Source organism: Chryseobacterium daecheongense (assembly GCA_027920525.1).
Taxonomy (GTDB): Bacteria; Bacteroidota; Bacteroidia; order Flavobacteriales; family Weeksellaceae; genus Chryseobacterium; species Chryseobacterium proteolyticum.
In genome coordinates, this window is the sequence record CP115858.1 from 2,764,022 (window position 1) to 2,777,259 (window position 13,238).

General features: G+C 35.8%; 10 protein-coding genes. 3 read left to right on the forward strand and 7 right to left on the reverse strand.

Features of this window, described 5'->3' with window-relative positions; translation table 11 throughout:
- Positions 1-122: 122 nt before the first annotated feature.
- The 6 genes from PFY10_12180 to PFY10_12205 form a co-directional block, all read right to left on the reverse strand.
- The gene (locus PFY10_12180; protein WBV54994.1) at positions 123-611 is read right to left on the reverse strand and encodes a hypothetical protein; all 489 of its coding nucleotides are present in this window, start codon (positions 609-611) and stop codon (positions 123-125) included.
- Positions 612-634: 23 nt separating this feature from the next.
- Complete coding sequence (locus tag PFY10_12185) at positions 635-1,771, reverse strand: hypothetical protein (GenBank protein WBV54995.1); 1,137 nt, start codon at positions 1,769-1,771, stop codon at positions 635-637.
- A gap of 32 nt (positions 1,772-1,803) precedes the next feature.
- A complete protein-coding gene (locus PFY10_12190; protein ID WBV54996.1) occupies positions 1,804-2,589 on the reverse strand; it encodes a (Fe-S)-binding protein in 786 nt (261 codons plus the stop codon).
- 92 nt (positions 2,590-2,681) lie between these two features.
- Positions 2,682-4,013 carry a (Fe-S)-binding protein gene (locus tag PFY10_12195; GenBank protein WBV54997.1) on the reverse strand — a complete coding sequence of 444 codons (1,332 nt, stop codon included), beginning with the start codon at positions 4,011-4,013 and terminating at the stop codon, positions 2,682-2,684.
- Between the two features lie 12 nt (positions 4,014-4,025).
- The gene (locus PFY10_12200; protein ID WBV54998.1) at positions 4,026-4,976 is read right to left on the reverse strand and encodes an MlaD family protein; all 951 of its coding nucleotides are present in this window, start codon (positions 4,974-4,976) and stop codon (positions 4,026-4,028) included.
- A 130-nt stretch (positions 4,977-5,106) separates the two neighbouring features.
- A complete protein-coding gene (locus tag PFY10_12205) occupies positions 5,107-7,257 on the reverse strand; it encodes a SurA N-terminal domain-containing protein (protein WBV54999.1) in 2,151 nt (716 codons plus the stop codon).
- A gap of 258 nt (positions 7,258-7,515) precedes the next feature.
- Here PFY10_12205 and lon point away from each other — a divergent pair, with 258 nt between their 5' ends.
- The 3 genes from lon (at position 7,516) to PFY10_12220 (ending at position 11,770) form a co-directional block, all read left to right on the forward strand.
- Complete coding sequence (lon, locus tag PFY10_12210; GenBank protein WBV55000.1) at positions 7,516-9,921, forward strand: endopeptidase La; 2,406 nt, start codon at positions 7,516-7,518, stop codon at positions 9,919-9,921.
- A 233-nt stretch (positions 9,922-10,154) separates the two neighbouring features.
- Positions 10,155-11,267: an AI-2E family transporter gene (locus PFY10_12215; protein ID WBV55001.1), complete on the forward strand. Its 1,113-nt coding sequence runs from the start codon at positions 10,155-10,157 to the stop codon at positions 11,265-11,267.
- A gap of 125 nt (positions 11,268-11,392) precedes the next feature.
- Positions 11,393-11,770 (forward strand): DoxX family protein, encoded by a 378-nt coding sequence (locus PFY10_12220; GenBank protein ID WBV55002.1) that lies wholly within the window; start codon positions 11,393-11,395, stop codon positions 11,768-11,770.
- Positions 11,771-11,795: 25 nt separating this feature from the next.
- Here PFY10_12220 and PFY10_12225 read toward each other — a convergent pair whose 3' ends face one another.
- Positions 11,796-13,154: an acyl-CoA dehydrogenase family protein gene (locus PFY10_12225; protein ID WBV55003.1), complete on the reverse strand. Its 1,359-nt coding sequence runs from the start codon at positions 13,152-13,154 to the stop codon at positions 11,796-11,798.
- Positions 13,155-13,238: the final 84 nt, after the last annotated feature.

Below are 13,238 nucleotides of genomic sequence, written 5' to 3' on the forward strand. Positions count from 1 at the left end.
GGTTCTGGAAAATGATAGCCGGATAAATAAAATGAGTTAAAAATCCGGTTGGATACAAATATACTTTAAAAAGAAAAAAAGCGGAACAATCCGCTTTTCTTTTCTTTTGACTTTCGATAAATTTATTTAATATCAGCAGCCCAGCTCTTATCAAGAGGTAACAGGAAATGACTCAAAAAATCAAGGTATGTGTTTTTAGAAAAATCAAATACCTGAATATCCCTTGATAATTCTCCGTTTCTAAGCTTTGTCTTAAAATCGATCAATTTTAATGTTTTGATTTCTCCTTCTTCAACGTAACTCGCCTTCATTCTGTCAAATAACCCCAATTCATACTCCGCATCGATTTCTCTCATTACCTTTCCCAAAGCATCGATGCTGCATCCTGAAGCCATTTCTTTTTCTTCATCTACACAGATCACGATAAACTGATTCTTTTCAATTTTAAAAGATGATGAAAGAGGTTTCCCGTGGGCTGCCCACCCTGCCAGAAAGTCGTACAGTTTCTCTGTAATAACTTTAGCTTCTTTTGTGGTGAAAGGCCTTGTCGCCGGATATATGATAACTCTGTAATCGCTTGTTTCTACTATATTGGATTCTTCAATCTTCATTGCTGTAAATTTAAAGTATAAAATTACACAATTTTATTCAGTTTAAAACCATTGTATTTTTTACTTAAGGCATACAACAATATTATAAAAAGGAGTATAATGAATCCAAAAAAGAACCTAAGACCCGAAGAATGCGGAAAAAAAATAAATTTAATATAAATATTGGCGAAAATAAGACATGCAGATAATCTTACCCACTGATCCTTAGAAAGATAAAAAACAGCACCAAGCATACTTAAAGAGATCAAACTTACTTTCTTAAAATAAATAATCTTATTTAAAAGAATATGAAGATACTCCTCAATAGTAAACACCGCAGGTTGAGCTGATATTGTTGGTCTTCTGTAGATAAAAGAGTCATAAAAAAGATTTTTCCATCCGGGATAATTATAAAACTTGATAATAAACATATACAGACACAAAAGTGCCACTCCCTGGATCAGGATATAGAAATCAATCTTTTTATCCTTATAATATTCAAATACAATAACACTCATCAGATAGCTCAAAGTAAAAGGAATATAGTCAGGTCGTGTAAATGTAATGCCTAAAAGAATCAAAAACATGATCCATTTATTCCAGTGTTTTATCCAACCTATCGCAAAAACAAGTAAAAATTGAAATATAAACATATCCGGTGTGGAAACCCTGGACATATAAGTCATCGGAGGTAATAGAGCTATTACAATAGTAAGCCCGGCTGCAATGAGATATTTCTGAGGAAATATAATTGTAACGATATAAAATAACAGTAGTCCGGATATAAAATAAGAAATAAGGCTTGCTACTAAAACTGCCATAGGAGGAGAAAATCCTATTTCGTAAAAAAAGGAAATCGCCAGGTTATATCCGGCCTTTATCTGGAAGTAAGGAATTTGTTCGGTAAAAGATTGCGTATCGTTTTTAAAAACCTGTCTTGCCCTGTCTACAGGTTTCAATCCGATGATGTCGTTATACTGCTCTGCGGGTGCTTCTTTTTCAATAAAACCGAAAGTAAGATTCCTTACTTTTTCAGGAGAATCCGGAAACCGGGAGGTATATAAACACCCCAGATATCCTGGCATATCCCAATCGTATATTCTGTTTTTATAATTCCAAAACGTAAGGTAAGATAAAATGAGAATTACTAAAAGGAAGGAAACTTTCCATTTTGTCTTCATTAAGAATCAATACATCAGCAATAGATCCGACATTATAAATCTTCTGCCTCGGCAAGAAGCTCTACAATATCTTTTACGGCTACTTCATCATTTTTATTGAAATGTTTCACCCCATCCGTCATCATCGTATTACAGAAAGGACAACCTGTGGCTATTACTTTAGGCTCAAAAGACAATGCCTCTTCAGTTCTTTCTATATTAATATCCTTATTTCCTTTTTCAGGTTCTTTAAACATTTGTGCTCCTCCTGCACCACAACATAGTCCGTTGGTTTTGCAACGTTTCATTTCTACCAACTCAGCATCAAGTTTTTCCAAAAGTATTCTTGGCGCTTCGTATTCATTATTTGCTCTTCCTAAATAACATGGATCATGGAAGGTAATTTTCTTTCCTTTGAAGGCACCACCTTCAATTTTCAATCTGCCTTCCTCCATTAAACTTTTAAGAAATTGAGTATGATGTACTACCTCAAAATGTCCACCTAAGCTTGGATATTCATTTTTAAGCGTATTGAAGCAATGAGGACATGCCGTTACAATTTTCTTCACTTCATAGGCATTGAGGACTTCAATATTCGTTAATGCCATCATTTGGAAAACAAACTCGTTTCCTGCACGTTTTGCAGGATCTCCTGTACAGCTTTCTTCCTGGCCCAAAACCCCAAATTCAACGCCTATTTTATTTAATATTTTGCAAAAAGCTTTCGTAATTTTCTTTGCACGGTCGTCAAAGCTACCAGCGCAACCCACCCAGAATAAAACTTCCGGTGCTTTTCCTTCGGCAGCATATTCTGCCATTGTTTTTATATTGAAATCCATCTTTTCTTACGATTTGAAAAATATGAGGATTTGGAAATTTGAAAATAGGTTGAGTGAAATCAATTTTTCAAATTTTCAAATTGATTAATTATCTAGTTTTCGTTTGCCCAGTTTAAACGGTCTGCCTGATTATACTGCCAAGGAGCAGCATTATTTTCCACATTAGTCATCATCAAATTCAGTTCCTGTGGTGCTGCCGATTGCTCCATTACCAGAAATCTTCTCATTTCAAAAATAATGGAAAGCGGATCCAGTAATATAGGACAAGCTTCTGTACAAGCATTACAAGTAGTACATGCCCAAAGCTCTTCTTTCGTTATATAATCATTCAGTAACTTTTTGCCATCATCTACAAACTTTCCGTTTTTGTCAATATTTCTTCCAACCTCTTCCATACGGTCTCTGGTCTTCATTAGAATTAACCTTGGAGAAAGCTTTTTACCGGTAATATTTGCAGGACATACAGAAGTACATCGTCCGCATTCCGTACATGAGTAGGCATTCAGTAATTGAACCTGATTCAGATCAAATATATCTTCAGCACCGAACTTGGAAGGAACATCTGCTTCAGCGCCTTCTGCCGGCGCAGCGTATGGATCAGCATTAGGATCCATCATCAGTTTAATCTCCTTCGTTACAGATTCCAAATTGTTGAATTTCCCCTTTTTCTCCAAATTAGCATACCATGTACTTGGGAATGCCAGGATAATATGAAGGTGCTTAGAATAATAAAGGTAATTCATGAAGAACAAAATTCCCACAAAATGAAACCACCAGGCTGCTTTTTCTGTGAAAAACAAAAAGCCATCACTAAAATTGCTGAAGATAGGTCCCAATAATGTTGAACTAACTGGAAAACTTCCATGCTCGGGAAGAAGCCCTCTTTGCTGAAGTACCCAATCTGCTGTATTCATTTTAAGGAAAGCAATCATAAGTGCAAACTCAATAATAAGAATCCAGTTGGCATCGTGTTTTGGCCATCCAAACAATTCTTTCATTGTTAATCTCTTTACTCCATAAAAATTTCTACGGATAAAAAAGACAACAACTCCAATGATGACCAATAATGCCAATACTTCCAGGGTTGCCGTAAAGAAGCTATAGAAGCTATGGCCAAAAACCGAAGCAAGGAACCTGTGAGTACCGAATATCCCATCGACAATAATCTCGATAAGTTCTATGTTGATAATAATAAAACCAACATAAACAAAAAGGTGTAAAATACCCGCTACAGGTCTCTTTACCATTTTACTCTGCCCCATTGCAACCCGTGCCATGGTTTCCCAGCGCTCGGACTTTTTATCACTTCGGTTGATTTCTTTGCCTAACTGAATATTTCTGTAAATTTTCATCAGGCTTTTAGCAAACAACCCAAACCCAGCAATTAATAAAATCAGAAAAATAACGTTATCGATGTACTGCATAAGGTGTAAATATTAGTCTTTATTATTCTTACCAAAAACGGAGAAATTGATATATCTCTTAGGATTGGCTTTCATGTCTTCAATTAACGAATTAAGATTCGTAGATGCAGAGTTCAAATTATTATACAGCTGTTCATCTTTCATCAACTTCCCTAAACTCCCTTGTCCGTTGTCTATTCCTCCGATTACCTGGTTAAGTTTACCAACGGTAGCATCCAGATTAGCAATGGTAGCATTCAACCTTTTAGTATCAATGCTCTCTGCCAGGTTGCCATATTTATCTAAAGTCACTTTCCCACTTTGCATGGTTAAGCTCGCATCATCTAAAACTTTCTGAAGTTTAGGATCATTGTGTCCAACTAAATTGTTAACGCTTCCTGCTGTTGTTTGTAATGCGCCTACAGTTTTATTAAGATTGGATAGCAAAGCTTTGATCTCTGCCCTGTTTTGCCCATCGACAATCATATTGGCATTGGCCATCAAAGAATCAACACGATGTAAAACAGATTGCAATTGATCCTTAACCGGTCCTACCTGTGAAGAAAGGCTTCCCAATGTCCCCAATTTGAAAGCTCCTTTTAAAGTGTCCCCATCTTTTGCCGTTGCCCCTCCATATACAAGGTTAACACGCATTTCTTTACCAGACATTAATCCCGGCTCAAAAATTTCAAGAGTAGAGTTCTTTGAAAACTCAAATTTATTATCTACCGTAATTTTAACAACAAAATTGATTTTCCCATCTTTGCTTGTCTGAGGAATGATCTTATCAACCTGCCCTACTTTCAAGCCATTGATGGATACTGCTGAGGATTGTGCCAACCCTTCAACATTATCATATTTCGCGTAAAATATATTATCGGTAGTAAAAAGGCTACGGCCTTTCATAAATTGAAATAATAACACAAAGCCTACGATAGCTAAAAGTGCAATTACACCAGCTTTTAATTCTTTACTGAACTTCACTTGCTAATTTTTTTCTAATGAGCAAATATAGCACATTTTAAATTAATCTTTCTGTTTATTCCTCTGCGTTAAATACAAAAAAAGCGGCATTTTTTATGCCGCTTTTTGTATCTATAAAATTACTTTTTTATTAATGCTGATTTCCCAGCTTATTCCAGATTTCAATTCTGTAATCATCGATATCAGCATTGTCCTGCAAGCTTTTTAACCAAGCCTGTCCGAACATTCCTGCACTTCTTTGAGTAACAGACTCTGTAAATTGCTTCAGATCTCCAGGTTGTTTATTTACAGTTTCATTCTTTTTGATCAGAACATAAACTCCCGTTCCTCCTTCTACAGGTTTAGAAAGTTGAGATTTCTTAACTCCAAAAGCAGCACCGGCAACTTTAGGCTCCATAGATCCGGCTACTGAAGGATTTAATAGATTCACCTGAGCACTTTGTTTTGTAGTGGCAAACATTTTTGCAATCTGATCAAGATTTGAAGCTTTAGCTGCCGTAATCTTATCAGCTATCTGTTTTGCAGCCAGCTTATTTTTCACAACCACCTCGATCTGATCTCTTACAGACTCAGGATCTGCCAATCCTTTCTCCTGTTTCCCATTAAGGTATACTACAATTTTATCACCCGTTCCGTCTACTGTAAAGAATTCTGTATCTCCTTTAGATCTCTTCTTATCAAAAGCCCACGCAAGAATATCACCGTCTTTTTCAGTTCCTAAGCCTTGTAACTGACCATCGAATCTTTTGGCAGCCTTAGGATTTGAGAATTGATAATTTCCTTTCTTAGCAATATTCACGAAATCGTTGAAAGATTTACCCTGAACCTGCTGAATGAATCTTCTTGCTTTTTTATCAACATCTGCTTCCGTAGCATCAGAAGCTTTGATTGCTTTTACAACATTCGCTACTTTATATCCTAATGCACCAGGCTTTTTATCTTCAATGTTGATGATATGATATCCAAACTGCGTTTCTACAACACCTGTTGCTCCTTTTGGATTATTAGCCAAATAAGTAAGGAACTCAGGAACGAAAGGAGTTTCCGGAGTAGTCCATCCTAAACTTCCTCCTTGAGCGGCAGAATTAGGATCGCTGGAAAGCTTTAAGAATTCTGTGAATTTAGCAGGATTTGCTTTTACAATAGCTCCGATAGAGTCCGCTAATTTTTTAGCTTCTTCTTTGGATCTTGTAACACCTTCTCCTGCAGGACTTCCTTTGAATGCTATAAGGATATGTCTTGATAGTGTAGAATCTGAAGTCTTTTTACCTAAAAGCTTAGAAACCACATAGAAATTTTGCTCTTTATAAGGACCAAAAGTCTGTCCGACAGCTGCAGTTGTAATCTGTGACTGTATTGTCTGTGGCAATTGATTAGGCTTCAAATATTGGCTATTGAAAGGCATATCAGAGTTGGCCATTACAAACATAGAGTCATTGGTTGTATTTTGGAAATTTTCTTTCCCACCGCTTGCATCAGTTCCTCCTGAGAATATTTTATTGATTTCTTTTAAAGCTGCTGCATCATCAGCTGCACTCGGTTGAGAAGGAAAGAAAGCAATACCAATATTTCTGCTTGCTTCAGTCTTAAACATCACCGGATGTTGCTTAATATAATCAGCAAGGTCCTCTGTCTTAACTTTAATATTATTTTTCTGAAGGTAAGATGTGTAATCTACTTTCACAAAATCGATATCAGCCATCTGATCTCTTTGTCTCATCAACTCTTCAGCTTCTTTCTTACCTGTAGTGATCCCTGTAGAAATATTAGCAAAAACCTGTCTTGCCATAATTCTGTATTCAACAGATTTTCTGGTTTTCAACCACTGATTGTATCCTTCAGCACTTGTTGTTTTTAATTCCTCAACTTGTTTCTTAAGCTCTTGAGTCTTAAAATTACCTTTCTCATCAAAGAATTGTTTGTTTTGAGCAAACATCTGATCATACTGAATCTGACTCCAGAAGTAATCATCTGTCATTTCAAACCCCATCTTATCAAACTGCTGCTTGATAAGCTTTGATTGAACCAACAACTGCCAAGCTTGTTCTTCAAGACCATTTTTGGGCTGACCTTGTTGCTCTGCCTGCTGTTGCAATACGAAAAGTTGATCGTTAAACTCTTCACGGGTAATCTTTTCACCATTTACTTTTCCTAAAACATCAGGATTTTTTCCAAAAACCTTATCAATGCTATCAGGATTAACTAAAAACGCTAAAAGCGCCAGTGCAATTACTCCCATCAAAAGCCAAGGTCTATTCCTAATCTGTCCTAAAATTGCCATTTTATAAATTATAGTTTTTTATCAGGTTGCGAAAATACACATTTTTAAGAAATTACAGAAATCCAAGTGCTTTTTTTAATTTTTAAAATTCAAATTTCATAAAAAAGGAAATTTTGACCATATTTTTTAATGAAAAACAAATGGCATAGGTATTGTGCATCTTACATTAACATAATATACTAGGTATTTTCTTAGCATATTATGCTTAATCACTTTAACGATTTAAAACGAGAATGACAATTTGTCATTTGATTTACTATGACAGAATTTGAAGATATTAGTTTGGAGGAAATGATTAGCGATGGATTTGATATTGTGGCGGAAGAGATAAATCTTTCCGACTTTTCGGAAACTGATAAAAATTCCGAACAAAAAATATTTCCTATTCTTCCTGTGAGGAACATGGTTATGTTTCCAAATGTAGTAATACCTATTACCGCGGGAAGAAAAGCATCTATACAGCTTCTTGAAGAAGCTCAGAAAAATGGAGATTTCATTGGGATTGTAAGTCAAAAAAACTCAGAACTAGAACAGCCTACTGAAAAAGACTTATATCAAACAGGAACTCTGGCGAAGATCATAAAGATCATCAAACTTCCTGAAGGAAATATTACTGCTATTACTAAAGGTTTTCACCGCTTTAAGGTCAAAAAATTTATTGAAACACAACCTTATTTTAAGGCTGAAATTTCTAAATTAAAAGATACCAAAGCCAAAAACCAGGATGAATATGATGCTTTACTGGAAAATATTAAGGATTTAGCTTTAAAAATAATTGAGCTTGATCCAAATATTCCAAACGCAGCTAATTTTGCAATAAAAAACATCAACAATAACGATGATTTATTGAATTTTATTTGCACCAATGCCAGTTTCCCTTCTGTAGAAAAGCAAAAGCTTCTTGAAGAAAAAAGCCTGATGGCAAGAGCCAACAGCTGTTATGAAAAGATGCACGAGGACTACCGAAAACTGGAATTAAGAAACCAGATCCATCAGAAAACATCAAAAGATCTTGACAAGCAGCAGAGAGAATACTTCCTTAACCAACAGATCAGAACGATCCAGGAAGAACTTGGAGGTGGAGCAGAAGGAGATGTAGAAGATCTTATCAACAAGGCAAAGACTAAAAAATGGAGCAAGGAGGTTGAAGAACATTTTCAAAAAGAAATCAACAGACTACAAAGACAAAACCCTAATTCTCCGGACTATAATGTTCAGAGAAATTATCTAGATTTCTTCACGGACCTTCCATGGGAAACTTATACAAAAGATGTTTTCGACATTGTAAAAGCTGAAAAAGTTCTTGAAAAAGCACATTTCGGGCTGGAAGACATAAAGAAAAGAATCCTTGAACACATGGCTGTTTTAAAATTAAAAAACAACATGAAATCTCCGATTTTACTTCTTGTAGGTCCTCCCGGAGTAGGTAAAACTTCTTTAGGAAAATCTGTTGCAGATGCCCTGGGAAGAAAATATGTACGGTTATCTTTAGGTGGTCTTCATGATGAAAGTGAGATTCGCGGACACAGAAAAACCTACATAGGAGCAATGGCAGGAAGAATTCTTCAGTCCATAAAAAAATCAGGAACGTCTAATCCGGTTATTGTATTGGATGAAATTGATAAAGTAGGACAGGGAATCCATGGAGACCCAAGTTCCGCACTTTTAGAGGTTCTGGATCCTGAACAAAACAATGCATTCTATGATAATTTCCTGGAAATGGGTTATGATTTGTCTAAAGTAATGTTCATTGCTACAGCTAATTCTCTCTCTACCATACAAACCCCGCTTCTTGACAGAATGGAGATCATCCAGATTGCAGGGTATACCATGGAGGAAAAAACAGAAATCGCAAAAAGGCATCTTATCAAAAAACAACAGGAAGAAAACGGCTTAACTTCAAAATCTTTCAAGCTTGGAAATCCTGAACTTAAACATATTATAGAGGCTCACACTTCAGAAAGCGGAGTAAGGACATTAGAAAAAAGGATAGCTTCTATTGCAAGATGGGTGGCATTACAAACCGCATTGCTTAAAGATTATGATCCTAAGATAACTGTTGAAAAAATAGATGAAATCCTTGGTGTCCCAAGACCTAAAAGTTTATCCGAGATCACAGGAGTTCCAGGAGTAGTTACAGGATTGGCCTGGACAAGTGTGGGAGGAGATATTTTATTTATCGAAAGTATTCTCAGCAATGGAAAGGGCACACTGACAATGACAGGGAACCTGGGAACGGTAATGAAAGAGTCTGCGACAATAGCATTGGAGTATATCAAAGCAAAACATAAAGAATTAGGAATCGATCAGGAAGATATCGAAAAGAAAAACATTCACGTTCACGTTCCTGAAGGCGCCACTCCAAAAGACGGGCCTTCCGCGGGAATTGCCATGCTAACCTCAATGGTTTCTTCTTTTAAAAACAAGAAAGTTAAACCTCACCTGGCCATGACGGGAGAAATTACCCTCAGAGGAAAAGTGCTTCCTGTAGGAGGTATCAAAGAAAAACTTCTCGCAGCTACAAGGGCAGGTATTAAAGATGTTATTCTTTGCGAAGCTAACAGAAAAGATGTGGAAGAAATCAAAAAAGATTATCTGAAAGACCTTAACGTTCATTACGTTAACAAAATGGAAGATGTTATTGATATTGCCATAGAAAAGTAATATTATCATATAGTCAATAAACAAAAAAACACGTCTCAGTTTTGAGATGTGTTTTTGTTTAAAAGTATGGCATGCAGTTATAAGTCTTCCTAAAAGAATTACTCAGGATTCAGAAGTTAGATACCACATCTTTAATCAAATTAATTTATATTCTGAAAAGAATTCAAGTTAATTGAATAAAAAGCCTTTCAATTCAATGGGTTTTACTAATTTTATAAAACAGATTATGAGTTATGAATTTTTTTAAGCTTCCCTTCCTTTTAAAACTAACCCTTGTTATTATTTCAATTATAGGTATCGGATACCTTATAGAGTTAGGACAAAGCATCCTGGCTCCTTTCTTTCTTGCTTTTTTAATGGCAATGTTATTTTTGCCTTTTTCTACATTCTTAGAAAGAAAATTAAGATTTCCACGCTCTGTTTCCACAATGATATCTGTTCTTTGTATGTTGGTGATCTTAGCAGGATTAATATTTTTCTTTGGATCTCAACTTTCAAGTTTTACCAAGGACCTCCCACACCTAAGAATGCAATTCGACACCGTTTTCAACGGTCTTCAAAAATGGGTATATCATACATTCAATGTTAAGATTCATGAGCAACTCGACTACATTGATCAAGCTTTAAATAAACTGTTATCATCCTCAGGAGTTATTCTGGGATTTACTTTTGGAATCTTTTCTACAGGCCTAGGCTTCCTTGTATTTTTTATATTGTTTTTCATCTTCATTTTAAATTACAGAAGAATCCTTAACAACTTTATTGTTAATGTCTTTAGTGAAAAACATAAAGCAAGTGTACAGGAAGTAGTATCTGAGGTTCGCGTCATGACGAAAAAGTACATTATTGGCCTTTGCATACAGATTATTATTGTATCCAGCCTTACGTCAATTATCCTGGCAATTTTAGGCGTTAAATATGCTATTTTATTAGGTGTGTTAACAGGATTGCTCAACGTTATTCCTTATCTGGGAATTTGTATTTCCTTAGTCATTTCTTGTTTTATAGCTTTTGCAACGACTACTCCTTCTACTTGTATATATGTAATTATCGGTTACATAGGAGTGCATGTGGTGGATGGAAATATTGTACTTCCTTTTGTGGTAGGTTCGAAAGTAAAGATCAACGCATTATTTTCTTTCATAGGGATTATTGTTGGGGAACATCTGTGGGGAATATCAGGAATGTTCCTTTGTATTCCTGCAATTGCTATTATTAAAATCATCTTTGAGAGAGTGGATGGATTACAGCCATGGGGAAAATTACTGGGTGAAGATGAAAAGCCTAATAAAAAGAAAAAGAGTTATAAAATTTCGAAGAATATTACTTTAAAAGAAATGGACTGAACACCAATTTACCATTAAAGAATAATCAACATTTAATCTACAATCAAATTACTTTCATTAGATTTAAAGATATTTTTAATCAATTTCTTGTATTTTTATGTAAATTTGATGAAAATCCATCAATCATGAAAGTCATAAAATTCATTCTTTGCCTACTGTTCGGACTTATGTTTCTGAATGCAGGGCTCGACAAATTTCTGCACTACAATCCGGCACCCAAACTTACCGAAGCACAAATAAAGTTATATACTGCATTTGGTGAAATCGGCTGGCTGCTGCCTTTAGTGGGGGTAGTAGAAATTATTGGGGGATTACTTTTTATCTTTCCAAAAACAAGAGCTTTAGGAGCAATTGTAATTTTACCCGTCATGGTGGGTATTGTATTGCATAATACATACAGAGACCCATCTTCAACAGGGATTGCGATTTCCCTGGTCCTTTTCCTAATTAACATCTGGATAATCGCAGATAACAGCAAAAAATACAAAGCTTTAGTAAGCTAAAAAAGACTGCAATTGCAGTCTTTTTTTATACAAATGCACTAAAACCTGTTATAGACCTACCGACAATTAGTGAATTGATTTCTTTAGTTCCTTCATAAGAATATATCGCCTCGGCATCTGCCACAAATCTTGCAACATCATATTCTAACAGGATCCCATTCCCACCCATTACCTCACGGGCTCTGGATACAATATCCCTTGTACGTAAAGTACAAAAAACCTTTGCCAGTGAAGCATGTTCATCCTTTAAAATCCCTTCGTCCTGCATTTCAGAAAGCCTGAAAACCAACGTCTGCATCGCAGTAAGATTAGATAGCATTTCTACCAAATGCCCCTGAATCATCTGAAAAGAAGCAATGGGTCTTCCAAACTGTTCTCTTTTCCTGGTATAGTCTAATGCACTTTCATAAGCACCTCTTGCGCAACCTGTCGCCATCCAGGCCACGCCGGCCCTTGTCATTCTCAATACTTTACCTGTATCTTTAAAAGAATTAGCATTTTGAAGTCTGTTTTCTTCAGTTACAAGACAATCTTTTAAAGTGATTAATCCGTTTTGTACGATACGAAGAGCCATTTTTCCCTTAATTTTTTCAACAGAGAACCCCGGATTATCTTTTTCTACAATAAATCCTTTCACCTCTCCGCTATCGACATCTCTTGCCCAGATAATCACCAAGTCAGCGAACGTAGCATTTCCAATCCATTTTTTCTCTCCGTTAAGAATCCATCCTTCAGGCGTTTTCTTGCATGTAGCAGTTAATCCTCCTGCTGCGCCGGATCCTACTTCAGGTTCCGTTAATCCGAAAGCTCCTATTTTTTCAAACTTTTGCATCTGAGGAAGCCATTTTTGCTTTTGCTCTTCAGAACCACATATATAAATGGATCCCATTGCCAATCCTGACTGCACCCCAAAAAAAGTAGCTATTGAAGCATCAATTCTCGCCATCTCCATTGCAATAACCCCCTCCATTAGGAAAGGCATTCCGGGGCAACCATATCCTTCATAGGTGACCCCGCAAATATTCAGTTTCTGGAATTTAGGTATCAGTTCAAAAGGAAATTCATCTCTTAACCAATAATGATTAACCAAAGGCTTAACTTCCTTTTCCATAAATGCCCTCACCTTTAGCTGTATTTCTCTTTGTTCAGGCGTAAGCGTATGATAAATATCGTAAAAATCACCGTCAATGGGCGGTAGCTCTCTCTTCTTTTTATCGGAATCCAGCATTTTCATTAAACCTCCTAATTGTTTGTCATCTAATTTTGAGAAATTATGCATCAGCTTCGGAAGATCTACTTTTCTGGATATTGCGCTTAACTGATCAAAATCTATTGATCTGAATAATTCTATAGCATTTCTGATTTTGGAAAAAGTATTCGACATATTTACAGTTGTGATTTAATTTGTAAAAGATATACAAAAATCACTCCGAAATTTAATTCTTACAACCATCTTTATTTTACAAAT